This is a genomic window from Roseateles chitinivorans (assembly GCF_050632145.1).
Lineage (GTDB): Bacteria > Pseudomonadota > Gammaproteobacteria > Burkholderiales > Burkholderiaceae_C > Roseateles > Roseateles chitinivorans_B.
In genome coordinates this window covers 6,026,501-6,047,278 of sequence record NZ_CP192577.1, presented here as the reverse complement: position 1 = coordinate 6,047,278, position 20,778 = coordinate 6,026,501, and the positions used below count along the sequence as shown (strand labels likewise).

Below are 20,778 nucleotides of genomic sequence, written 5' to 3'. Positions count from 1 at the left end.
TTTATAATGCTTGGTTTTGGCGCCGGCCCCTGGGTGTGGCTGTCACGCTTCGAAGCTCCCTGAACCGGGGCATGCGGGCGATGGACGGACCGGGGGCGTATCTACGGAGCCAGCTGTCGACCTGCCGTGGGGAATCGATGCGCGACGCACGCGTACCCGACGAAGAGTCGATTCAATCTCTGCTTGCCCCTGTGTGTCTCCCTGGTGCGGTGGAACGCTCAAAACCTGAAGGATAGATCATGGTCGTTATTCGACTCTCCCGCGGTGGCTCCAAGAAGCGTCCGTTCTACAACCTCGTCGTGACGGACAGCCGCAACCGCCGTGACGGCCGCTTCATCGAGCGCGTCGGTTTCTACAACCCCGTGGCCACCGGCAATGCCGAAGGCCTGCGCGTCTCGCAAGACCGCGTGGCCTACTGGGTCGGCACCGGCGCCCAGCTGTCGCCGGCCGTCGCCCGCCTGGTCGACGTCGCCAAGAAGTCGGCGGCCGCTCCGGCCGCCGCTGTCGCTGCCTAATCCTCCGGATCGCAGTCGATGAAGCAAGCGCCTGACGACGTGATCGAGGGGTCCCCGGCCTTTCCGGAGGACGCCATCGAAGTCGGGCGCGTGCTGGACGCCTGGGGCATCAAGGGCTGGCTGAAGATCCTCAGCCATTCCCCGGATGCCCAGGCGCTCTTCGCCTCCCGCCGCTGGTTCATGAAGCCGAGCGAGAAGGCATTGCCGGGCAAGCCGCATGTCGTGCCCCCGTGCTCAAGGTTCTGTCCGTCCGCGACCACGCGGACGGCATCGTCGCCCAGGTCGAAGGCCTGGCCGACCGCAACGGTGCGGAGGCGCTCAAGGGCGCCCGCATCTTCGTCTCGCGCAGCGTGTTCCCGGACACCGCCGAGGACGAGTTCTACTGGATCGACCTGATCGGCATGAGCGTCGTCAACAAGGACGGCCAGACGCTGGGCGAGGTGATCGACCTGATCGACACCGGCCCGCACTGCGTGCTGCGCATCCTGCCTGCCGGCAAGACCGCGCCGGTCAAGCCGGACGAGGAAATCCTGATCCCGTTCGTGAACGCGTTTGTCGGCGACGTCGACAAGGCCGCGAAGATCATCCCGGTCGACTGGGACCTGGACCACTGAAGCCGCCGGGCCTGGCCGGGCCTGATGCCCATGCGCTTCGACGTCCTCACCCTGTTCCCTGAGCTCTTCGACCCCTTCCTGCGGGTCGGCGTGACGCGTCGCGCGTACGAGAGCAAGCAGGTCGACGTGCGACTCTGGCAGTTGCGCGATCACGCCGAAGACAACTACCGCCGCGTCGACGATCGTCCCTTCGGCGGCGGCCCCGGCATGGTCATGCTGGCCGCGCCGCTGGAGCGCGCGCTGGCAGCCGTGACTGCAGATCGTGCGACCACGCATCCGGGCGTGCCGGCGGTGATCCATTTCAGCCCGACCGGGCGCAAGCTCGACCAGGCGCTGGCACGCGAGCTCGCGCAAGGCGAGGGCGCCATCCTGCTTTGCGGGCGTTACGAAGGCATCGACCAGCGCGTGCTGGACCGCCACGTGACGATGGAGATCAGCCTCGGCGACTTCGTGCTGTCCGGCGGCGAACTGCCGGCCATCGCGATGCTCGATGCGATCGCCCGCCTGCAGGAGGGTGTGCTGAACGACGCCGCCTCGCACCAGCAGGACAGCTTCTCCGACGGATTGCTGGACTGTCCGCACTTCAGCCGCCCTGAAGTCCTGGAAACGTCCGAAGGCCCGTTGCCCGTGCCGCCGGTGCTGCTGTCCGGTCACCATGCCGAAATCGCCCGCTGGCGCCGCGAGCAGTCGCTGGCGCTCACGCTGAGCCGCCGGCCCGAGCTGATCGAGGCCGCGCGCCGCGACGGCAAGCTCGACAAGAAGGACGAGAAGTTCCTCGCCTCCTTGCATGCTGCGCCGGGCAGAACGCCGGGTAAAGCACCCCGCTGAACGGGCAGCGGCACGGGCGACGTTTGACGATCGCCCAACCCCGTCTATAATCTTCGGTTTTCCGATCCTCTACTGGGCTGATGGGGCAAGGGCGGTGCTTTGACACCGTTGGTTGAATCCCCACGCGGGCGGCGCCGAAGAATTCATTCGATGGCGGCCAGACCTGGAATCATCCTGATTCGCGCCGGCAAGATCACAGGAGATCCTCGTGAATCTGATCCAGACCCTTGAGCAAGAAGAAATTGCTCGCCTGAACAAGACCATCCCCGCCTTCGCCCCTGGCGACACGGTGATCGTCAACGTGAACGTCGTCGAAGGCACCCGCAAGCGCGTGCAGGCCTACGAAGGCGTGGTCATCGCCCGCCGCAACCGCGGTCTGAACTCCAACTTCATCGTCCGCAAGATCTCGAGCGGCGAAGGCGTTGAGCGTACCTTCCAACTGTACAGCCCGCTGATCGCTTCGATCGAAGTGAAGCGCCGCGGCGACGTCCGTCGCGCGAAGCTGTACTACCTGCGTCAGCGTTCGGGCAAGTCGGCACGTATCAAGGAAAAGCTGGCGATCAAGTCGGCCTGATCCTCGGCGCAAGCCACCCCCAAAGCCGCTCCAAGGCCCTGCCCGGAGCGGCTTTGTCGTTTCTGGCGTCCAATCGGGGCTTCGCGCCTCGGGCGCCCACGAACAAGTCCGGCGCACCGGACGCTCCTGCCGCATGCCGACGCTTCCTCCCAGCCGTCCCGCCAGCCGTCCCGCGATCCAGGATCCTCGCCTCATCCCCGTCACCGGCACCGACGCGCACCTTCCTGCCATCCCCCGCGAGCACCTGACACCGGCCTGGTTGCGCGAGCGCTTCCTGCATCCGACGACCGTCGAACCGGAGTTGCCTGGCGACGGCGGTATCTTCCCGGGCCGCACGACCACGCAGGCCGCGGTGCTCATCGCGCTGGTGCAGCGCGACGAGGGCCTGCATGTGCTGCTGACGCAGCGCACGGCGCACCTGCGGGACCATGCCGGGCAGGTCAGCTTCCCTGGCGGCCGCGCCGAGCCGGAGGACGGCTCGCCCGAACGCACCGCGCTGCGCGAGGCCGAGGAGGAGATCGGCCTCGACGAACGCCATGTGGACCTGATCGGCCAGTTGCCGGTCTATCGCACGGTGACGGCCTACGAGGTCACGCCGGTGGTGGGCCTGATCCGTCCGGGCTTCTCGCTGCGACTGGATGCCTTCGAGGTGGCGGAAGCGTTCGAGGTGCCGCTCGAATTCCTGATGAACCCCGCGCACCACCAGCGCCACACCTTCGAGTACGACGTGGCGGCCGAGGCCTCGGGCGACGAGGGTCCCTTGAAGGGGCGTCGGCAATTCCTGTCGATGCCCTGGACGGGGCCAGGTCTTGCGGTGTCGAACGTGGACCCGGACGGGACGCTGGGCGCCACTGCGTCGAGGGAGTTCTTCATCTGGGGGCGACCGCCGCGATGTTGCGCAATCTCTACCGCTTCCTGCAAGGCTGACCATTGGTGACCCGGCGGGACACCGATCCCCCTTCGGAGGGTGTGAGGGCCGCTATCATCCCGGGCCATGAACTTCTTCGCGGTCTTGCTTGCGCTCGTGTGCGAGCAGCTCAAGCCTCTGCCGCACGGGAATCCGGTCCACCAAGGCATGATTGCCTGGGTGCGCTGGACCGGGCGCAACTTCGACGCGGGGCGGTCGCACCATGCGGCCGTCGTGTGGACGATCACCGTCGTCGGTCCGGCCCTGCTCGTCGGGGCGATCTACATGCTCGTGCGGCCCTACAGCCTGCTGCTCTCGCTGGCGATGGACGTGCTGGTGCTGTACCTGACGCTGGGCTTCCGCCAGTTCAGCCACTACTTCACCGACATCCGTGACGCGCTGGAGCGCGGCGACGAGCTGGAGGCCCGCCGCCTGCTGGCTGAATGGCGCCACCTCGACGCCAGCGAGCTGCCGCGCACCGAGCTGCTGAGACATGTGCTGGAGCACTCGCTGCTCGCGGCGCACCGGCATGTCTTCGGGGTGTTCTTCTGGTTTGTGCTGTTCTCGACGCTGGGCCTGGGCCCGGCCGGCGCGGTGCTGTACCGCATGGCCGAATTCGCCGGCCGCTACTGGGCCTTCAAGAGCCGCACGCTGGACGCGCCGACCAACGAGCGCCTGATGGAACTCTCGCGCAAGCTGTTCGGGATGATCGACCACATCCCGGCGCGCATGACGGCGACCGGCTTCGCGATCGTCGGCAACTTCGAGGAGGCGGTGAGCTCCTGGCGCCGCGACTCGGCGCTGTGGGCGCATGACAACGAGGGCATCATCCTGGCCTCCGCCGCGGGCGCCGTCGGCGTGCAGCTGGGCGGCAGCGCCGCACCTGGCGTGACGCCGGACCGCAGCAAGACCTTCGAGTCGGGTGGCGACATGGATGCGACGCGCGCGGAAGGCTCCACCGCCGGTGTGCCCCCTCAACTGGGCCACCTGCAAAGCGTGGTGGGCCTGGTGTGGCGTTCGGTCACGCTGTGGATGCTGCTGCTGGCGCTGCTGACGCTGGCCAACCTCGTCGGCTGACGGTTCCGAGAGCTCGGCGGGGCCGGCGGCGAAGCCGAGCGTCAATGACTGACTGGGCGCGTTCTGTCTGAACGCAGCGAGCCGAAGGTGAGCGAAGTGAGTTGAGCGCCCCAGCGAGGCGTGAGCCGCCGGCCCCGGCCAAGCTCGGCGCACGCCTCGTCGGCAGGATCAAGCGTCCCGCACGTCGGCCAGCACCTGCTGGCCGTAGTCGTCTCTGGCGAGGAACTTCATGACCTTGGTCGCCGTGTCTTCGGCGCTGACCAACTGACCTTCCGCCTTGAAGGTGGCGAACAGGTCGCGGTCCGGGAACTTCGACGCATCGCCGCCGCGCAATTGCGCCTGCATGTCGGTGTCGATGATGCCGGGGGCCAGCGAGACGACGCGCGCGGCACGTTCGCCCTTGGCAGCCTTGTGCTCCTCATCCAGCGCCATCGCGCGGCTGAGGTTGTCCATGCCGGCCTTGGCCGCGCAGTAGAGCGCGCTGCCGGCCATCGCGCGGCGGCCCAGCCCGGAGGAGATGTTCAGCACCTTGCGATCGGCCGGCCAGGCGCGGGTGGCGTCCAGGAAAGCGGCGCTCAGCAGCACCGTGGCCTCGAGGCCGACGCGCAGCGCGGCGGAGAGCGTCTCCAGCGACTCGCCGTCGATGGGGCCGGGCGTCGTGACGACGCCGGCGTTGTTGATCAGCGTCGCCGTCGTCCAGCTGCCGGGCTGTGCGCGCAGCCAGCCGGCCAGGCGCTGGGCGATCGTCAGCGGCTCCGACAGGTCGGCCTGCCATTGCTGCAGCGGCAGGCCGCGCTCGTGGGCGAATCGCTCCAGCGCCTCGCTGCGGCCGCGGGCGATGCCGATGACCAGATGGCCGGCCTGGAGCGACTGGCGCGCCAGTGCCTCGCCCAGGCCGCGTGAGCTGCCGGTGATGACGGTGAGGGAACGAGGCTGGGCAGCGTCGTGGGAAGCGGTCGTGGACATGTGAAAACGCTCCTGTGTTGAAAGGGCACGCGTCGCGCGCTCAGAAATCGGGTGGCGAATGCAGTGACAGCGCCGGCGCGTCGAGCACCGCCGGCAGGCCGAGGTCCCGCGCATGCAGCAGCAGGCGCGGGGCCTGCGCGAGGACCTCCGGCGGCGCGTACAGCGCGTCGCCGAGGATGGGATGGCCGGCGGCCAGCAGGTGCACGCGCAGCTGGTGCGAGCGGCCGGTGATCGGCTCGAGCTCGACGCGCGTGGTGCCCGCCGCGACGTCGCGATGCAGCACCCGCACGCGGGTCAGGCTGGGTTTGCCGCGCTCGTGATCGATCCTCTGCCGCGGACGGTTCGGCCAGTCGACGATCAGCGGCAGGTCGATCTCGAACGTGTCGCGCTCGACGAGACCCGCCACGACCGCTTCATAGCGCTTGTCGACGAGCCTGGCGGCGAAGGCTTCGCTGAGCGCGCGCTGCATCGCCTGACCGCGTCCGAAGACGATCAGGCCGGAGGTCGACTGGTCCAGGCGATGAACGATCAACGCGTCCGGAAACCCGGCCGCCACGCGTGCCCAGGCGCAGTCCTGCTTGTCCTCGCCGCGGCCGGGCACGGACAGCAGGCCCGACGGCTTGTCGACGACGACGCGCCATGCATCGGCATGCCGCACGGGCTGGTGGAAGGAGGGCTGGAACATCGACGCCTGCATGGCCGCATTGTCGCGTCGCCTCCGTATCATCGGCGGCCATGCTGCAAGTCCTCGCCGTCTCCGGTTACCGCTCCCTGCGCGAATTGCGTCTGCCGCTGGGGCAGCTCACGCTGATCACCGGCGCCAACGGCAGCGGCAAGTCCAGCCTCTATCGCGCGCTGCGGCTGCTGGCCGACACGGCGCAGAACCGGGTCTTGCCCGCGCTGGCGAATGAGGGTGGTTTCGCCTCGACGCGCTGGGCCGGTCCGGAGGAGATCAGCCGCGCGATGCGCGCTGGGGACCAGCCGGTTCAAGCGACCGTGCGCAAGGGACCCGTTGCGCTCAAGCTCGGCATCGCCGGCGACGACTTCGGCTATTCGATCGAGCTCGGCCTGCCGCAGCCGGGCGCGCCGGCGCTGTTCGAGGACGATCCGCAGATCAAGCGCGAGGCGCTATGGGCCGGAACGCTGTATCGGCCGGCTTCCGCGCTGGTCGAGCGGCGCAACGTGCTGCTCCAGGTGCGTGACGGCCGCGAATGGGTCGTGGTGGGCACGCCGTTGGCGAGCTTCGACAGCATGTTGTCCCAACACGCCGATCCATCGCAGGCACCGGAGATGATCACGATGCGCGAGCGCCTTCGCGGCTGGCGCTTCTACGACAGCCTGCGTACCGACGCCGACGCGCCGGCGCGGCGCGTGCGTGTCGGCACCTTCACGCCGGTGCTGGCGGGAGACGGCGCCGACCTGGCGGCCGCGTGGCAGACCATCGTCGCCATCGGCGACGCCGAGCGGCTGCATCGCTGCCTGCAGGACGCGTTCCCCGGCGCCTCGGTCGAGGTCGACCGCACCGAGGCGGGGTTCAGGCTGTCGATGCGCCAGCCTGGCCTGCTGCGCCCGCTGGACGCCGCCGAACTGAGCGACGGCACGCTGCGCTACCTGATGCTGCTGGCCGCGCTGCTGAGCCCGCGTCCGCCGGAACTGATGGCCCTCAACGAGCCCGAGAACAGCCTGCACCCGGACCTGCTGCCGGCCTTGGGCCGGCTCATCGCGACGGCCAGCCGTCACAGCCAGATGATCGTGGTGTCGCACGCGAAGCGGCTGATCAGCGCGCTGGAGGAGCAGCCGGAGTGCCGCTCCTGGGAGCTGCGCAAGGAGCTCGGCGAGACGCGCCTGCCCGACGTGCCGCTGGACGAGACGCCGCCCTGGCGCTGGCCGGAGCGCTGAAGCGCGCCGCCGGGCGCGGGCGCTTCAGAACTGGTGGATCCAGCCCGACTGGAGCGCCGACTGCGGATTCGATCCCGCGGCGGTGACCGCGTCGAGCGCCTCCGCCGCGGGCACGCCGAGCCGCTTGAGCACGCACGCGGCCATCGTGCCGGTGCGGCCCATGCCGGCGGCGCAGTGCAGCAGCACGCGATCGCCCATGCGCAGGCCCTGCGCGATGTGCTCGATGCCCTGCCGGAAGGCCGCGCTGTCCGACGCAAGGCCGAAATCGCGCATCGGCACGTGCAGCCAGCGGAAGGGCAGGCGGCCCTCGGCGATCGCCTTGTGATACGGCGGCGACAGCTCGGCGACTTCCTCGAGCGGATTGAGGCAGACCACCACGTTGAGCTGGTTCAGGCGCGCCTCGTCGAGGAAGGCGCCCCAGGACTCGCGGCGGCCCGGCATCGACTGCAGCCACAGCCGGCCCGGGATGGCGTCGGGGAGGGGAGGGGTCGGAAAGCCATGTCCCGATTGTCGCGTCTCCCTGCTGGAGGGGATGTTAATCAACTAAAAGTTTATTTATTTCGCGACTGGCGCGATCATGGCGGCACGGCGCTCGGCGCCCCGTTCGAGGCGATGCCCGAAGCAGCGCCCGACGCCACAACAACGCAAGCAGAAGGAGCTCGCCATGATCAGGATCCAGGGACTCGACCATCTCGTGCTGCGCGTGCGCGATCTGCCGGCCGCGCTGCACTTCTACGTGGACCTGCTGGGGTGCACCGTCGAGCGGCGTCAGGAGGAGATCGGGCTGGTGCAGCTGCGTGCCGGCGCGCACTTGATCGACCTCGTGCCGCTGGATGGCAGGCTGGGGCGCCTCGGTGGTGCGGGGCCGGGCGCGGAGGGGCGCAATGTCGACCACTTCTGCCTGCGCGTCGAGACGCTCGACGAGCCCGCGTTGCGCCGCTGGCTGACATCGCAGGGCGTCGCCGTCGACACGTACGGCTCGCGCCACGGCGCGGACGGCGAAGGCCCGTCGCTGTACCTGTCCGATCCGGACGGCAATGCCCTCGAGCTCAAGGGCCCGCCCTGGCCGGCGGGACTGCACGAGGCCCTGGACCAGTCGGTGAAGTTCGGCCCGATGTACGGCACCGAGGCGCTGCCGCTCTTCAACCACCTGCCGATGGCGCTGGGAGCGCTGGCCCGGCTGGACGCGCCGCGCGACGCGATGCAGCGCCACATCGACCATTGGGCACCGCTGTCGCGGCCGGCGGACGGGGACGCCGTGCCGGCGCCGACCATCGAGGACGCGCTGCGCAGCGTGCTGGCCGCACCCGAGGCGCAGGCCTTCCATGTCGCGATCCGGCTGGCCTACGCCCTCCAGTCGGGGCATCGCGGGGAGCTGGACGCGGCGCTGAAGACGACGATCGGGTTGGACAGTCCGCTCGGCGGGCCCGTGGCGGCGGGGCAGGGCCGCGAGTCCCTGCGCGAGGTGATCGACGCCGTGCGTGCCGATCCGGCGCTGGCGATGCCGCCGATGCCGGGCACGCTGATCACGACACGCATGCAGCGCGCGTTGGCGCTGCCGGGCTTCGACGGCTACGTGGCGCGCCCCCGGTTGACGCTGGACGCGCTGGCCGAGGCGTCGCTGGCGGCCTACCTGTCCCGGCACCAGTTCGCCTCGCTGCATCTGGTGACCGGCACGCACGCGGTGCGTGTGCTGCTGGAGGCCGCCGCCTCGCGCGGCGTGGCGGTCGACGAGGGCCAGGTCTTGCGCACCGTCTGGCGCGCGTGGCTGGGCACGTATCTGTCCGAACTCCGTCCCGCGCCGGCCTGGGCGCTGGTGCACGCGGGCCAGGCGACGGAGGACGATTGGGCCCGCGCACGGCCGTCGCTGCACGCGTCGATGAACGATCATCGCATCAAGGTCGCCGACGCCGCCCGCGAGGAATGGCGCCACCGAGGCTGGCCCGGCTATGCCTTGTGTCTGCGCGCCGAAGGGGCCGCAAAATGAGTGCCGTGTTGTCCACCACCAAGTCCTCCGCGCCCGCCGTGGCTTCCGCCGACGCCGCGCCGCTGCGCCACCCGCACCTGCTGCTCTGGGCCGTCTGCGCGCTTGCGCTGATGAGCACGGCCGGCGTCGCGCTGCCGTACCCGATCCTGGCGCCGATCTTCGTCGGCGGCCCGGTCGACGACTTCACCCACTTCCTCGGCCTGCGGCCCGAACTGCTGATGGGCCTGGCGCTGGCGGTGAACCCCGCCGGCATCCTGGTCGGCAGTCTGGTGATCGGGCCGATGTCCGACCGTTATGGCCGCCGCCGCGTGCTGAGCGTCACCATCACCGCGACGCTCGTCGGCTACGGGCTGAGCGCCTTCGCGCTGGCGTCGCGCGACTATCCGCTGTTCGTGCTCTCGCGCTTCGCGACGGGCCTGACCGAAGGGAACGTCGCCGTCGTGCGGGCCCTGCTGGCCGACTGGCATCCGCAGCTCGAGCGCACGCGGAGTTTCGCCTGGCTCAACGCGAGCCTGTACATCGGCTGGCTGGTCGGACCGCTGCTCGGCGGCCTGACGCTGCCTTGGGGCGAGGCGGTGCCGTTCATCGTCGCCGCCGTCGTGATGCTGCCCTGCCTGGTGCTGCTCGGCTTCGGTCTGCCCGACGACCGGCCCGCGGCCAAGCCCGAAGGCGGGATGCTTGCCGCGATGCGTCGCCAGCAGTCGCTGGGGCTGATCGCGCAGGACCCGGTGCTGCGTCACCTCGCGCTGCTGCAGCTGGCCTACACGCTGGGCGTCAACGCGCTCTACGAATTCGCGCCGCTGTGGATGCTGCAGCAGGCCGGGCTCGACAGCCGCGGCATTGCGCTGGTCACCGCGGTGCAGTGCGCGGCGATGACCGCGGCCAGCGTCTTCGCGGCGCGCATCGGCTCCGGGCCGACGCCGCTGCACCGCGCGGCACGCTTCGCGGTCGTCGCGGCTATCGGGCTGCTGGCGCTGAGCCTCGCGCCGTCGTGGATGGGGCTGGCGCTGATCCCGTTGCTCGGCATTCCGCTGTCGTTCTACAACGCGCTGATGCCGGCCTGGATGTCGGACCGCTTCGCGGCCTATGGGCAGGGCCGTGTGATGGGCCTGCTGACGACGGTGTTCTGCCTGTCCAACACCTTGATCGCCCTGATCGGCGGCGCGCTGGGCATGCTGTCGGCGCGCTGGATCATGCTGCTGGGGGGCACGATGTGCCTGGGCGCGGCGATCGGTTTCATCCGTTTCGCGAGGCGACATTCATGAGCCAGGGCAACGAGGACCGGCTGCTGTTCGAGCTCAAGAGCCGCGGTCCGCAGGCGGCCGCGGCGCTGGCGGCGACCGTCGCCATCACGCCGATGGGGGCGCACAAGCTGCTGGCGCGGTTGGAGGAACAGGGGCTGGTCGAGGCGCAGGACGACCAGCGCGGCGAGGCGGGACGGCCGCGCAAGCTGTGGTCGCTGACGGCGGCGGGGCATGGGCGTTTCCCTGATCGGCATGCGGATCTCACGGTGCAGTTGATCCAGCAGGCGCGCACGGTCTTCGGCGAGGCGGGGCTCGATCAACTGATCCTCGCGCGGGAGCGCGACAGCGAGCTGCGTTATCGCGCGGCGATCGACCGCTGCCGCACGACCGGCGACCGCGTGCGCGAGCTCGCGCGGCTGCGGGCCGAAGAGGGCTACATGGCGCGCGCCGAGCGCGTCGGCAAGGACTGGCTGCTGGTGGAAGACCATTGCCCGATCTGCGCCGCCGCGCAGAGCTGCCAGGGGTTCTGCCGCTCGGAGCTGGCGCTGTTCGAGCGCTGCCTGGGGCCTGGACTCACCGTCGAGCGCACCGAGCATCTGCTGGCCGGCGCGAGGCGCTGTGCCTATCGGATCAGCGCCGTGTAGTGGACTGCACAGGCCGCTGGCCCTCACCCCCGCCCTCTCCCGCAAGCGGGAGAGGGAGTCCAGCCGGCTCTGCTCGCGACGCTGGCGCCTCTTTCCCCTCTCCCGCTTGCGGGAGAGGGCCGGGGTGAGGGCCAGCAGCCGTCGCAGTGCGACGCCCCGACTTCCTCACGACACGATGTACGCCGCCGCTCCGGTGGCCAGCAGCCGACCCTGTTCATCGGTGAAGGCCATGCGCGTGTTGGCGACGCGGCTGCCCAGCCGCATCACCTCGGCCTCGCAGCGGAAGAGGGCGCCGATGGCCGGGCGCAGGTAATCCACCCGCAGATCGATCGTGCCGAGCTTGGCGAAGCGCTGCAGCCGCTGCTGCGGCGGCTCGTCGAGGTGACGCGCACCGATCGCCGCCATCACCGCCAGACCGCCCATGGAATCGAGCGTCGCGCTGATCACGCCGCCGTGCAGCCGGTTGTGGGCGTAGTGCCCGATCAGGTCCGGCCGCATGGGAAGGTGAGCCCGCACGATCTCGTGTTGCAGCTCGTCGATCTTCACGCCGAGCACCTGGTTGAAGGTGATCAGGTTTTCGAAGATCTCGCACAGCGCGGTGGTGAACTCGGGCTCGAAAGGGCTCTTCACGTCGATGCTCACGTCGGTCCTCACGTCGGTCATGGGCGCGGACCATAACGCAAGGGCGCACTCGGCAGGAGAGCGCTCGCCCTAATCCGCGGGACGGCGGCCCGCCGTGACGGATCAAGCCACGGGTTCGGAGATCTCGATCAGGTTCAGGTCGGGGTCGCGCACGTAGATCGAGCGGAGCTTCGATGTCGCACCGGTGCGGATCACCGGCCCCTCGACGATCGCCACCGCCGCAGCCTGGAGGCGCGCGAGGACCTCGTCGAGCGGCACGCTGGCGATGAAGCACAGGTCCAGCGCGCCGGGCACCGGCGTGTGCGCCTTGGGCTCGAACTCGGCGCCCTTCACATGCAGGTTGATCTTCTGCTGGCCGAACTTGAACGCGCGGCGCGTCACGGGCGGCGTGCCGCCGACGAAGGACTCGAGCCGCATGCCGAGCACCTCGGTGTAGAAGCGGACGCAGTCCGCCTCATGGGAGGTGGTCAGGACAAGGTGATCCAGGTGGTCGATCATCGAAGGATCCTTTCAGGTCGCACGATACCCGAGGCCGGCCAACGGTCTCGGTCTCGGTCTCGGTCTCGGTCTCGGTCCCGGTTTCGGTCCCGGTTTCGGTGGGTGGGCCTAATCCACGCGTGCGCCGGAGCCCTTCACGATCGGCTCCCACCTGGCGATGTCCTGCTTGAGCATCGCCGCCAGCGCGGTGGGGCCGCCGCCGAGCGGCTCCACGCCGAGCGCCTTGAGCCGGGCGAGCGCATCGGGCGTGTTCATCACCGACGTCACGGCCTCGGCCAGCTGCTTCGTGATCGCGTCCGGCGTGCCGTGGAGGGCGAAAAGCCCGACCCAGAGTTCGCCCGAGAACCCAGGCACCAGCTCGCCGATCGCGGGCACGTCCGGCAGCGCCGACGAGCGCTTGGGCGAACTCACCCCCAGCGCCACGAGCTTGCCCGCGCGCACGTACTCGAGGCACGACGGCAGGCTCGCGAAACCGACCGAGACCTGGCCGCCCAGCATGTCGGTCAACGCGGGCCCGACGCCCTTGTACGGCACATGCTCGAGCTGCAGTCCGGCGGAGCGGTTGAGCATCTCGCCGAGCAGATGGTTCAGCGAGCCGTTGCCGGCCGACGCGTACTGGTACGACGGGTTCTTCGCCTTGGCTGCCGCGATGAAGCCCTTGAGGTCCTTCGCCGGGAAGCTCGGATGGACGACCAGCACGTTGGGCACGACGCCGATCGGTGCGATGGGATCGAAGTCCTTCACCGGGTCGAAGCCGGTGCGCCGGTACAGCGCCGGATTGATCGCCTGCGTGCTGCTGATCGTCAGCAGCAGCGTGTAGCCGTCTTTCGGTGCGCGCGAGGCGAGCTCCGTGCCGATGTTGCCGCCCGCGCCGGCACGGTTGTCGATGTTGAAGACCTGACCGTATTTCTCGGTGAGCTTCTGCGCCAGGATGCGGCCCACTGCGTCGTTGGTGCCGCCGGGTGCCTGGGGCACGACGATGGTGACCGGCTTGCCGGGATAGGCCTGTGCGCGCGCGGCGGGCAGGACCGCGCCGAGCGCCGTGAAGGCGCAGAACTGTCGCTTCGTCAGCATGAGGTTGTCTCCTGTTGTGGTCTGGGATCAGGGCCATGGGAACCGGTGCGCCGGAGGCGCCGAAGCGGCGAGGGCGTTCAGCGGTCGCCGCCGGGATCGAGTCCGGCCTCGATGAGCAGGGCCTTCGCGCGCAGCACCACGGGCTTGTCGACCATCAGATCGCCGAGCTTGGTCGCGCCGAGGCCGTCGCGGTCGGCGATCTCGAAAGCGGCGAGGACGGCGCGTGCCTGGGCCACCTGCTCGGGCGAGGGCGTGTAGCAGGCGTTGATCGCATCGACGAACTTCGGATGCACGACCACCGCGCCGCGGAAGCCGAGCGTGCGGGCCTCCTGCAGCAGACCCTCGAATTCCTCGACGCTGCCGAGACTGGCGATGGAACCGACGAAGCCGACCGGCAGCACGCCGGCCGCGCGGGCCGCGTGCAGCACCATCAGGCTGGGCGCGAGCAGCGCCTGCGGTGTCGGCAGCCCGCCGACGTCGAGCGAGAAGTCCTCGCTGCCGAGCATCATCGAATGCACGCGCGGCGACGCGGCGGCGATCTCGTGGAGCCGGGGCAGTGCCGCGGCGGACTCGATCTGGAGCAGGAACCGGATCTCGCCGGACGGCAGACCGGCCGCCTGTTCGAGTTCATCGACGACGCCGGCCAGCAACTGGACATCGCGGGCGTGCTCGACCTTGGGCAGGACCAGCAGGCGCAGGCCCGGCGACACCGCGGCGCGCAGGTCGTCGATGGCGGTGTTCAGCGCGCCGTTGATGCGCACCGCGGCAGCCTTGCCTGCTGCGTGCACGCGGGCGATCGCGGCCGCCACGCCGGCGCGGGCGGTGGCTTTCCTGCTCGGATGCACGCCGTCCTCGAGGTCCAGGATCACGACGTCGGGCGTCTTGTTCAACGCGCTCTGCAGCAGCCGTTCGTTGTCGGCCGGAACGAAGAGGTAGGAACGATAGGCGCGGGCGCTCATCATCGATCCTTCAGCCACTTGTCGTTGTCCTGGCCGAGGGCCGGCGCCGGTCGACGCAAGGGCGGCCGCGCGCCGTTGATCTTGAACGGCACCGCATGCACGGAGACCGTGCGTCCATCCGGCGTGGGCGTGTCCAGCAGCAGCTCGCGCTCCCGGATGTAGGGATGCTTGAGCAGGTCCTCGATGTCGCAGACCTCGCCGGCGGTGATGTCGCGGTCCTCGAAGAAGGCCAGCGCCTCGGTCAGCGTGAGCGTCGACAGATGCCCCTGGATCAGGTCGTCGAGCGCATCGATGTTGGCGAGCCGCGCCTCGTGCGTGGCGAAGCGTTCGTCCTTCAGCGCGTCGGGTTGGCCGATGCCGGCGAAGAGCCGTTGCAGGGTGCCCGCCATGCCGGCGGACAACGCGACCCAGCGTCCATCCCTGGTCGCGTAGACGTTGCGCGGCGCATGCGTCGGCGAGCGGCTGCCGGAGCGCTGCGTGGCCTGACCGGTGAGCTGGAACTCCGAGGCCTGCGGGCCGAGCATCGAGAACAGCGGCTCGAAGAGCGAGAGGTCGATCTCCTGGACCGTGGGCGACGGATTCGCGCGCTGGCGGAGCAGCGCGGCGAGCGCGGCCGTCGAGCCATGCAGGCCCGCGACCGAGTCGGCGAGCGAGAAGGGCGGCAGCACCGGGGGCGGTCCGCATGGCCGTTCATCGCCGCGAAGCCGCTCATCGCCTCGATCAGCGAGCCGAAGCCGCCCTTCTTCGCGAACGGTCCGGTCTGGCCCCAGCCGGAGATGCGGACCACGATCAGTTTCGGATTCAGGCGCTGCAGCGCGTCGTACCCCAGCCCCATCTTCTCGAGCGTGCCGGGCCGGAAGTTCTCGACCAGGATGTCGGCCCGCGCGATCAGCGACCGCAGCGAGGCCATGCCGTCGTCGGAGCGCAGGTCCAGCGCGACGCTGTCCTTGTTGCGGCTGTACTCCATCCAGTAGGTGCTCACGCCCTGGCGTTGCCAGGCGCGCAGGTCGTCGCCGCGCTCGGGCGATTCGATCTTCACGACTGACGCGCCGAGATCGGCGAGCACGTGCGTCAGCACGTTGCCCGACACCAGCCGTGACAGGTCGATCACGAGGACGTCCGACAGCGGCTGACGCTCGTCGGGAAGGGACTGCTGAAGACTCATGGCGGCGCTTCCTTTCATGGAAGCAGCCTACGGACGCTCGCCGTCGTTGGGAAATACGGATGTCGGTCAGGCGCTAGTCGGAACCGGACTAGCGGCGACGCTCCAGCCGCTGAAGCCGCTGCGGTCACCTCGCGAAGACACTCACGAGGAGCCGACGAAGACCCTGACGAGGGTCAAGCCTTGCAAGCTTGCTGAAACCTTCCAACGCGCCAGGCGGCCATACTCGGCCACTGGATTGCGGGACGGCTTCTCAAGCCGCCCCGCGCTTGACGTTCATCTCGGGCCCGGACGACGGGCCGTTTCTTTGTTCGGGAACAACAATGAGTCGCACTCACGACGATCCGCGGACCGCACGCCGGATCGTGCGGCAGCTCTTCATGGCTGGCCTGCTCTTCATCGGCCTGATCGCCGGCGGCACGGCGAGCGCCGCGGAAGCCGACGTGCGGCGCGTGTGGCAGATCCTCGACTACCTGGCCGTCGACTACGCGGGCGCGGTGCAGGACGGCAAGATCGTGGCGCAGTCCGAGTACGACGAGATGCGGGAGTTCGCGCAGACCGCGCACGACAAGATCGCCGCCTTGGAGGACAAGCCCGAACGCGCCGCGCTGCTGCGCGAGAGCGAAGCCCTTCAAGCCGAGATCGCCGCCAAGTCCGATGTCACCAAGGTCGGCGGCCTGGCCAAGGCCTTGGCGAATCATCTGATCGCGGTCTACCCGGTCCCGCTCGCGCCGACGGCGCTGCCCGACCTGAAGCGGGGCGCTTCGGTCTACGCAGCGAATTGCGCGGCCTGCCATGGCGCGTCGGGCAACGGCGACGGCCCGCTGGCCAAGCAGCTCGATCCCCGACCGATCGCGTTCACCGACCATGACCGCGCGCGCCAGCGCAGCGTGTTCGCCCTGTACCAGGCGGTAAGCCAGGGCATCGCCGGAACGGCCATGCCGGCGTTCGGTCAGCTCTCCGAGGAGGATCGGTGGGCGGTCGCGATGTATCTGGGGAGCTTCGCGCATGACGACAAGCGGCGCGAGCAGGGGCAGCAGCTTTGGAAGGATTCGCAGAAGGTCCGCGACGAGGTGACCGGGATGGACCACTTCGTCCGCCTCACGGAATCCGAGCTCGCCGGCCCGCTGGGTGAAGACCAGGCCGCCGCCACGATGGCCTGGCTCCATGCGCATCCCGAGGCGCTGGTCGCGCCCCGCGCGAACCGCCTGACCTTGGCGCGCGATCGGCTGCATGAGAGCGTCGCCGCGTTCAAGGCGGGTCATCCCAAGGAGGCCGCCGAGCTGGCGTTGTCGTCCTATCTGGACGGCGTCGAACCCTACGAGCAGGCGCTGGCGGCCCGTGAAGGCGCGCTGAAGGACCGGATCGAAGTGGCCATGGGCCAGTACCGCTCGCTGATCGCGTCCCAGGCGCCGGCTCAGGAAGTCGAAGCGGCCGCCGCCCGCATCGACGGGCTGTTCAATGATGCGGACCATGTGCTGGCGGCCTCCGGTGCGGACGCGACGGCGGCGTTCTTCGGCAGCCTGACGATCCTGCTGCGCGAAGGCATCGAGGCGCTGCTGGTCGTCGTCGCGATGATCGCGTTCCTGCGGCAGGCCAAGCGCCCGGACGTGCTGCCGTATGTCCACGCGGGCTGGATCGGCGCCCTGGCGGCGGGCGGCGTCACCTGGGCCATCGCGACCTACGCGGTCTCGATCAGCGGCGCCAATCGCGAAGTCACCGAGGGACTGTCGAGCCTGTTCGCCGCCGTCGTGCTGCTGAGCGTCGGCGTCTGGATGCACCAGAAAAGCGTCGCTGGCCAGTGGCAGGCCTACCTGCGCGAGCGCATGTCCGCGGCGCTGGGCCGCCGCTCCGCCTTCTTCATGTTCGGCCTGGCTTTCGTGGCGGTGTACCGCGAGGTGTTCGAGACGATCCTGTTCTACGCGGCGCTGTGGGGCCAGGGCAATGACGGTGCGATCCTTGCCGGTCTGGGCGTGGGCGTGCTTTGCCTGGTGGTGATCACGGTGCTCCTGCTCCGCTACAGCGCCCGGTTGCCCATCGGCAAGTTCTTCTCGGTGAGCTCCTGGCTGGTGGCCGTCCTGGCGGTCGTCCTGACAGGCAAGGGCGTGGCCGCGCTGCAGGAGGCGGGCTGGATCGCTCCGAGCGCGCTATCCGCGCCGCGCCTGGAACTGCTGGGCATCTACCCGTCGGTGATCGGCCTGGCGGCGCAGGTCCTCGTGCTGCTGCTGGTGCTGGGCTTCTTCCTGCGGAATGCCCGATCGAAGCCCGCGAGCGTGGGTCGATGAAAACGACGGAGGCGATGAAAACGTCGGAGGCGAGCGCCGCGCCCGGTGCCGTCCAGGCGTCTACGCATCGAGGCCTCCAGGCTCCCAGGCCTTGGGGTGTCAGGGCGTGACCCGCTGCTCTGCCAGCGTGGCCGGCCACTGCCCGGTCAGCACCAGCTCCCGGATGACTTCGTCGACGAGATCGCTCACCGCGCGCGCCGCGGGACCTGGCGAGCGCGTCAGCGCGAAGCAGCTGCAGATGGTCCGGCGGATCCCGGGGTCGCGGATCACGGCCTGGCGCAGATGACCTTGTCGCAACTCCTCGCTGACCGAACCCGGCGAGAGGATCGTGTACGCGAGTCCTGCCGCGACGGCGGTCTTCACCGCCGGCAGCGAGTCGATCTCGGCCACGACGTCGAGTTCGACGCCGTTGGCGCGGCAGGCCGCGTCGATGATGCGACGCAGGCCGTGCTCGGTGTTGGGCAGGATCATCGGCAGGCGGCCCAGCTCGCGCAGCGGGACCTCGCGCGCGAGCGGCGGCGACCCGGCGCCGGCGGCACCCGCGGCACCGACGAGGACCAGCTGCTCCGTCAACAGCTGACGCTGCGACAGCCACGGTTCGTGCCGGTCCTCGAAGAGGATGCTGAGTTCCAGCCGCCCCGTCTGCAGCCACTCGCGCAGGAAGCCGCTGTGGCTCTCGACGATGCGCAGCCGCACGAGCGGCAGCCGCGTCCGCACCAGACGCAGCAGCGGCACCGTCGCCGCCAGCGCGACGGTCGTGGGCAGGCCCAGGATCACTTCGCCGGTGAGGTGCTGTCCGTCGGCCAGCACCGAGGCCTTCGCCGCTTCGAGGTCTGCCAGCACCCTGCGCGCATGCTCGACGAAACGGCGTCCGTTGTCGGTCAGCGCCATGCCTCGGCTGGAGCGGACGAACAGCGTCGCGCCGAGTTCCTCCTCCAGCGCCACGATGTGCTGCCCGAGCGCCGGCTGCGCCAGGTGCAGCCGCTTGGACGCCTTCAGCAGGCTGCCGGCGTCGGCGACGCCGATCAGGTACCTCAACTGGCGCAGTTCCACGACTCGATCTCCGGTGATGCGGGACGTCCCCGGCGGGACGGGGACCTTCGCACCATACCGAAGTGCGGTCTCGCGCCGATGCGCCAATCGCGCACCGGGGCCTTGGCACAATGCGCGGCATGAGCGACACGACCTCTCCCGCGACGTCCCCTGCGGATTCCGTAGCCGACCCCGCACCGACCGCCACACCGACCGCCGCAGCCATCGACGCTGCCCGCCCTGACGGCTTTCTCCGTGTGAGCGCGGCCTTGCGTGCGCTGTCCCATGAACACGAGCCGCGCTGGCTCGAGGTGTCCGCGCGCAGCTCGCAGGAAGCGGCCGACGCCCTTGGCGTCGCGCTCGGGCAGATCGCCAAGAGCGTCGTGTTCAAGCGCAAGGCCGACGGCGCCGCCGTGCTGGTGATCGCTTCCGGTGACAAGCGCGTCGACGAGCGCAAGCTCGAAGCCCATACCGGCAAGCTCGGCCGCGCCGACGCCGACTACGTGAAGGCGCGCACCGGCTTCTCCATCGGCGGCGTGTCGCCGCTGGGCTTCCAGCCGGCGGAGCAGGGCGGACACCCGCAGCTGTTCATCGACCAGGCGCTGTTCCGCTTCGACGCGATCTGGGCCGCGGCCGGTCATCCGAACGGCGTGTTCCTGATGACGCCGCAGCAGCTCGTCGCGCTGACCGGCGCGCCGGTGATCGAGGTGGCCCAGTCATGAGCGCATCGACCCTGATTCCCGTCACTGCGGACAACGTCGCGCGCACGCCTGAAGGCCGTGTCGCCTCGCCTTGCATCAACATCTGCAAGATGCACGAGCAAACCGCGCTGTGCCGCGGCTGCGCACGGACGATCCCTGAGATCGCCGGCTGGAGCAAGTCCGACGATGAGTCGCGGATCCGTTTGCTCAACCTCTTGCCGGAGCGTCGCGCATTGCTGATCGCGCACGGCGCGCTCGCCACCGAGCCGCTGCCCAAGGTCTGAACGGAGCGACGATGGTCACGATCGATTTCTACTTCGACCCGATCTCGCCTTACGCGGCGCTCGCCTTCGAGCGGCTGCCCGAGGCGCTGGCCGGTCGCAGCGTCGCGGTCCGCTACGTGCCCATCCTCTTCGGCGCGGTGCTGAAGTCGCTCGACAACAAGGGCCCCGCGGAGATCCCGGGCAAGCGCGACTGGACCTACCGCCAGGTGTCGTGGCTCGGGCATCGCCACGGCGTGCCGCTGGACCTGCCGGCCGCGCATCCGTTCAACCCGTTGCCCTTGCTGCGCCTGCTGTGGGCGACGGCGCCTGCCGGGCAGACGCCGGGCCGCTACGCGGTCCAACGTGTCTTCCACCACGTCTGGCGTGGCGGGCTCGATGCCGCCGATCCGCAGCGGCTCGCGGAACTGGCGGCCGACCTGGCGCCGTTGCGCGACCCGGCCTCCGCGGAGGTCAAGGCCGCGCTGCGCGAGGCCACCGATGCGGCTGTCGCGCGCGGCGTCTTCGGCGTGCCGACGATGGCAGTCGACGACAAGCTGTTCTGGGGGCTCGACGCGATCGACATGGTGACGGGCTGCCTCGACGGCGATCCCTGGTTCGACGGCCCTTCCTGGGAAGCCGCACGGACCTTGCCGGTGGGCGTGCAGCGCGGTTGAGCGCGGCCCGTCGTCGTGACGGCGATGACGCGGCGATGAGGCGGCGATGATGGGTCGACGAGCGCGCCGCCCAAGGAGGGCCGGGGGCGTTCTCCCCTCAAATGTCGCCGTAGGGACATACCCTCTGCTGCGGCGCACAGGGACCGAAATTCCGCATCGAGAAATGCGAAGCGAGGGTTGCCACCGGGTTTGTCAGCCAGAGGCAAGCAAGTCGTCAGAAACGGGTCAGAGCG

21 protein-coding genes and 4 pseudogenes are annotated in these 20,778 nt (G+C 69.7%); 16 read left to right on the top strand and 9 right to left on the bottom strand.

Annotated elements, in window-relative coordinates; translation table 11 throughout:
* Positions 1-239: 239 nt before the first annotated feature.
* The 7 genes and pseudogenes from rpsP to ACQ86G_RS27685 all read left to right on the top strand — a co-directional run bounded on the left by rpsP (position 240) and on the right by ACQ86G_RS27685 (position 4,515).
* Entirely contained in the window at positions 240-515 is a 276-nt protein-coding gene (rpsP, locus tag ACQ86G_RS27715) for a 30S ribosomal protein S16 (RefSeq protein ID WP_067269890.1), read from the top strand.
* 18 nt (positions 516-533) lie between these two features.
* A pseudogene (locus ACQ86G_RS27710) lies at positions 534-659 on the top strand (ribosome maturation factor RimM); the annotation flags it as partial.
* 86 nt (positions 660-745) lie between these two features.
* Positions 746-1,129, top strand: a complete 384-nt coding sequence (gene rimM, locus ACQ86G_RS27705) for a ribosome maturation factor RimM (protein ID WP_431258276.1) — start codon at positions 746-748, stop codon at positions 1,127-1,129.
* Positions 1,130-1,159: 30 nt separating this feature from the next.
* Positions 1,160-1,957 (top strand): tRNA (guanosine(37)-N1)-methyltransferase TrmD, encoded by a 798-nt coding sequence (trmD, locus tag ACQ86G_RS27700; protein ID WP_431258275.1) that lies wholly within the window; start codon positions 1,160-1,162, stop codon positions 1,955-1,957.
* 208 nt (positions 1,958-2,165) lie between these two features.
* On the top strand, positions 2,166-2,531 hold the full coding sequence (gene rplS, locus ACQ86G_RS27695) for a 50S ribosomal protein L19 (RefSeq protein WP_297523974.1): 366 nt from the start codon (positions 2,166-2,168) through the stop codon (positions 2,529-2,531).
* A gap of 133 nt (positions 2,532-2,664) precedes the next feature.
* A pseudogene (locus ACQ86G_RS27690) lies at positions 2,665-3,458 on the top strand (NUDIX hydrolase).
* Positions 3,459-3,525: 67 nt separating this feature from the next.
* A complete protein-coding gene (locus ACQ86G_RS27685; protein WP_431258274.1) occupies positions 3,526-4,515 on the top strand; it encodes a CobD/CbiB family protein in 990 nt (329 codons plus the stop codon).
* Between the two features lie 168 nt (positions 4,516-4,683).
* Here the strand turns inward: ACQ86G_RS27685 and ACQ86G_RS27680 are convergent, their stop codons facing one another.
* Both ACQ86G_RS27680 and ACQ86G_RS27675 read right to left on the bottom strand, forming a co-directional pair.
* Complete coding sequence (locus ACQ86G_RS27680) at positions 4,684-5,481, bottom strand: SDR family NAD(P)-dependent oxidoreductase (RefSeq protein WP_431258273.1); 798 nt, start codon at positions 5,479-5,481, stop codon at positions 4,684-4,686.
* 40 nt (positions 5,482-5,521) lie between these two features.
* Positions 5,522-6,166 carry a pseudouridine synthase gene (locus tag ACQ86G_RS27675; protein WP_431258272.1) on the bottom strand — a complete coding sequence of 215 codons (645 nt, stop codon included), beginning with the start codon at positions 6,164-6,166 and terminating at the stop codon, positions 5,522-5,524.
* A 50-nt stretch (positions 6,167-6,216) separates the two neighbouring features.
* Between ACQ86G_RS27675 and ACQ86G_RS27670 the strand changes: the two genes are divergently transcribed.
* Positions 6,217-7,380, top strand: a complete 1,164-nt coding sequence (locus ACQ86G_RS27670) for an AAA family ATPase (RefSeq protein ID WP_431258271.1) — start codon at positions 6,217-6,219, stop codon at positions 7,378-7,380.
* A gap of 24 nt (positions 7,381-7,404) precedes the next feature.
* Here ACQ86G_RS27670 and ACQ86G_RS27665 read toward each other — a convergent pair whose 3' ends face one another.
* Positions 7,405-7,821, bottom strand: coding sequence for a protein-tyrosine phosphatase family protein (locus tag ACQ86G_RS27665; protein ID WP_431258270.1), 417 nt, complete (start codon positions 7,819-7,821; stop codon positions 7,405-7,407).
* A 223-nt stretch (positions 7,822-8,044) separates the two neighbouring features.
* On the opposite strand from ACQ86G_RS27665, the pseudogene ACQ86G_RS27660 reads away from it, so the two are divergent.
* The 4 genes and pseudogenes from ACQ86G_RS27660 to ACQ86G_RS27645 form a co-directional block, all read left to right on the top strand.
* A pseudogene (locus ACQ86G_RS27660) lies at positions 8,045-8,452 on the top strand (VOC family protein); the annotation flags it as partial.
* A 42-nt stretch (positions 8,453-8,494) separates the two neighbouring features.
* On the top strand, positions 8,495-9,367 hold the full coding sequence (locus ACQ86G_RS27655) for a questin oxidase family protein (RefSeq protein ID WP_431261511.1): 873 nt from the start codon (positions 8,495-8,497) through the stop codon (positions 9,365-9,367).
* Between the two features lie 5 nt (positions 9,368-9,372).
* Positions 9,373-10,632 carry an MFS transporter gene (locus tag ACQ86G_RS27650; protein ID WP_431258269.1) on the top strand — a complete coding sequence of 420 codons (1,260 nt, stop codon included), beginning with the start codon at positions 9,373-9,375 and terminating at the stop codon, positions 10,630-10,632.
* Positions 10,629-11,255: a helix-turn-helix transcriptional regulator gene (locus ACQ86G_RS27645; protein WP_431258268.1), complete on the top strand. Its 627-nt coding sequence runs from the start codon at positions 10,629-10,631 to the stop codon at positions 11,253-11,255. Before ACQ86G_RS27650 ends, ACQ86G_RS27645 begins: the two co-directional genes overlap by 4 nt.
* A gap of 165 nt (positions 11,256-11,420) precedes the next feature.
* On the opposite strand, the gene ACQ86G_RS27640 is transcribed toward ACQ86G_RS27645, so the two are convergent.
* The 5 genes and pseudogenes from ACQ86G_RS27640 to ACQ86G_RS27620 all read right to left on the bottom strand — a co-directional run bounded on the left by ACQ86G_RS27640 (position 11,421) and on the right by ACQ86G_RS27620 (position 15,593).
* The gene (locus ACQ86G_RS27640; RefSeq protein WP_431258267.1) at positions 11,421-11,918 is read right to left on the bottom strand and encodes a thioesterase family protein; all 498 of its coding nucleotides are present in this window, start codon (positions 11,916-11,918) and stop codon (positions 11,421-11,423) included.
* Between the two features lie 81 nt (positions 11,919-11,999).
* On the bottom strand, positions 12,000-12,395 hold the full coding sequence (locus tag ACQ86G_RS27635; RefSeq protein WP_431258266.1) for a VOC family protein: 396 nt from the start codon (positions 12,393-12,395) through the stop codon (positions 12,000-12,002).
* 108 nt (positions 12,396-12,503) lie between these two features.
* On the bottom strand, positions 12,504-13,469 hold the full coding sequence (locus tag ACQ86G_RS27630) for a Bug family tripartite tricarboxylate transporter substrate binding protein (protein ID WP_431258265.1): 966 nt from the start codon (positions 13,467-13,469) through the stop codon (positions 12,504-12,506).
* A 77-nt stretch (positions 13,470-13,546) separates the two neighbouring features.
* Positions 13,547-14,428 carry an HpcH/HpaI aldolase/citrate lyase family protein gene (locus ACQ86G_RS27625; RefSeq protein WP_431258264.1) on the bottom strand — a complete coding sequence of 294 codons (882 nt, stop codon included), beginning with the start codon at positions 14,426-14,428 and terminating at the stop codon, positions 13,547-13,549.
* Positions 14,428-15,593 (bottom strand): annotated as a pseudogene (locus tag ACQ86G_RS27620) (CaiB/BaiF CoA transferase family protein). Before ACQ86G_RS27620 ends, ACQ86G_RS27625 begins: the two are co-directional and overlap by 1 nt.
* A 377-nt stretch (positions 15,594-15,970) precedes the next feature.
* On the opposite strand from ACQ86G_RS27620, the gene ACQ86G_RS27615 reads away from it, so the two are divergent.
* Entirely contained in the window at positions 15,971-17,875 is a 1,905-nt protein-coding gene (locus ACQ86G_RS27615) for an FTR1 family protein (protein WP_431261510.1), read from the top strand.
* A 99-nt stretch (positions 17,876-17,974) separates the two neighbouring features.
* Here ACQ86G_RS27615 and ACQ86G_RS27610 read toward each other — a convergent pair whose 3' ends face one another.
* On the bottom strand, positions 17,975-18,928 hold the full coding sequence (locus ACQ86G_RS27610) for a LysR substrate-binding domain-containing protein (RefSeq protein WP_431258263.1): 954 nt from the start codon (positions 18,926-18,928) through the stop codon (positions 17,975-17,977).
* A 119-nt stretch (positions 18,929-19,047) separates the two neighbouring features.
* Here ACQ86G_RS27610 and ACQ86G_RS27605 point away from each other — a divergent pair, with 119 nt between their 5' ends.
* Genes ACQ86G_RS27605 through ACQ86G_RS27595 form a run of 3 tightly spaced genes read left to right on the top strand, consistent with a single transcriptional unit; the run spans position 19,048 to position 20,545 of the window.
* Positions 19,048-19,629: a YbaK/EbsC family protein gene (locus ACQ86G_RS27605; RefSeq protein WP_431258262.1), complete on the top strand. Its 582-nt coding sequence runs from the start codon at positions 19,048-19,050 to the stop codon at positions 19,627-19,629.
* Positions 19,626-19,892: a DUF1289 domain-containing protein gene (locus tag ACQ86G_RS27600; RefSeq protein ID WP_431258261.1), complete on the top strand. Its 267-nt coding sequence runs from the start codon at positions 19,626-19,628 to the stop codon at positions 19,890-19,892. Before ACQ86G_RS27605 ends, ACQ86G_RS27600 begins: the two co-directional genes overlap by 4 nt.
* Before the next feature lie 11 nt (positions 19,893-19,903).
* Entirely contained in the window at positions 19,904-20,545 is a 642-nt protein-coding gene (locus tag ACQ86G_RS27595; RefSeq protein ID WP_431258260.1) for a 2-hydroxychromene-2-carboxylate isomerase, read from the top strand.
* The last annotated feature ends 233 nt before the right edge of the window (positions 20,546-20,778 follow it).

What these genes read in the sequence shown, in the direction of transcription:
- rpsP (WP_067269890.1), top strand. Translation starts at nt 240, where the DNA reads ATGGTCGTTATTCGACTCTCCCGCGGTGGCTCCAAGAAGCGTCCGTTC.
- trmD (WP_431258275.1), top strand. Translation starts at nt 1,160, where the DNA reads ATGCGCTTCGACGTCCTCACCCTGTTCCCTGAGCTCTTCGACCCCTTC.
- ACQ86G_RS27685 (WP_431258274.1), top strand. Translation starts at nt 3,526, where the DNA reads ATGAACTTCTTCGCGGTCTTGCTTGCGCTCGTGTGCGAGCAGCTCAAG.
- ACQ86G_RS27680 (WP_431258273.1), bottom strand. Translation starts at nt 5,481, where the DNA reads ATGTCCACGACCGCTTCCCACGACGCTGCCCAGCCTCGTTCCCTCACC.
- ACQ86G_RS27675 (WP_431258272.1), bottom strand. Translation starts at nt 6,166, where the DNA reads ATGTTCCAGCCCTCCTTCCACCAGCCCGTGCGGCATGCCGATGCATGG.
- ACQ86G_RS27670 (WP_431258271.1), top strand. Translation starts at nt 6,217, where the DNA reads ATGCTGCAAGTCCTCGCCGTCTCCGGTTACCGCTCCCTGCGCGAATTG.
- ACQ86G_RS27665 (WP_431258270.1), bottom strand. Translation starts at nt 7,821, where the DNA reads ATGCCGGGCCGCCGCGAGTCCTGGGGCGCCTTCCTCGACGAGGCGCGC.
- ACQ86G_RS27655 (WP_431261511.1), top strand. Translation starts at nt 8,495, where the DNA reads ATGTACGGCACCGAGGCGCTGCCGCTCTTCAACCACCTGCCGATGGCG.
- ACQ86G_RS27645 (WP_431258268.1), top strand. Translation starts at nt 10,629, where the DNA reads ATGAGCCAGGGCAACGAGGACCGGCTGCTGTTCGAGCTCAAGAGCCGC.
- ACQ86G_RS27640 (WP_431258267.1), bottom strand. Translation starts at nt 11,918, where the DNA reads ATGACCGACGTGAGGACCGACGTGAGCATCGACGTGAAGAGCCCTTTC.
- ACQ86G_RS27635 (WP_431258266.1), bottom strand. Translation starts at nt 12,395, where the DNA reads ATGATCGACCACCTGGATCACCTTGTCCTGACCACCTCCCATGAGGCG.
- ACQ86G_RS27630 (WP_431258265.1), bottom strand. Translation starts at nt 13,469, where the DNA reads ATGCTGACGAAGCGACAGTTCTGCGCCTTCACGGCGCTCGGCGCGGTC.
- ACQ86G_RS27625 (WP_431258264.1), bottom strand. Translation starts at nt 14,428, where the DNA reads ATGAGCGCCCGCGCCTATCGTTCCTACCTCTTCGTTCCGGCCGACAAC.
- ACQ86G_RS27615 (WP_431261510.1), top strand. Translation starts at nt 15,971, where the DNA reads ATGGCTGGCCTGCTCTTCATCGGCCTGATCGCCGGCGGCACGGCGAGC.
- ACQ86G_RS27605 (WP_431258262.1), top strand. Translation starts at nt 19,048, where the DNA reads ATGAGCGACACGACCTCTCCCGCGACGTCCCCTGCGGATTCCGTAGCC.
- ACQ86G_RS27600 (WP_431258261.1), top strand. Translation starts at nt 19,626, where the DNA reads ATGAGCGCATCGACCCTGATTCCCGTCACTGCGGACAACGTCGCGCGC.
- ACQ86G_RS27595 (WP_431258260.1), top strand. Translation starts at nt 19,904, where the DNA reads ATGGTCACGATCGATTTCTACTTCGACCCGATCTCGCCTTACGCGGCG.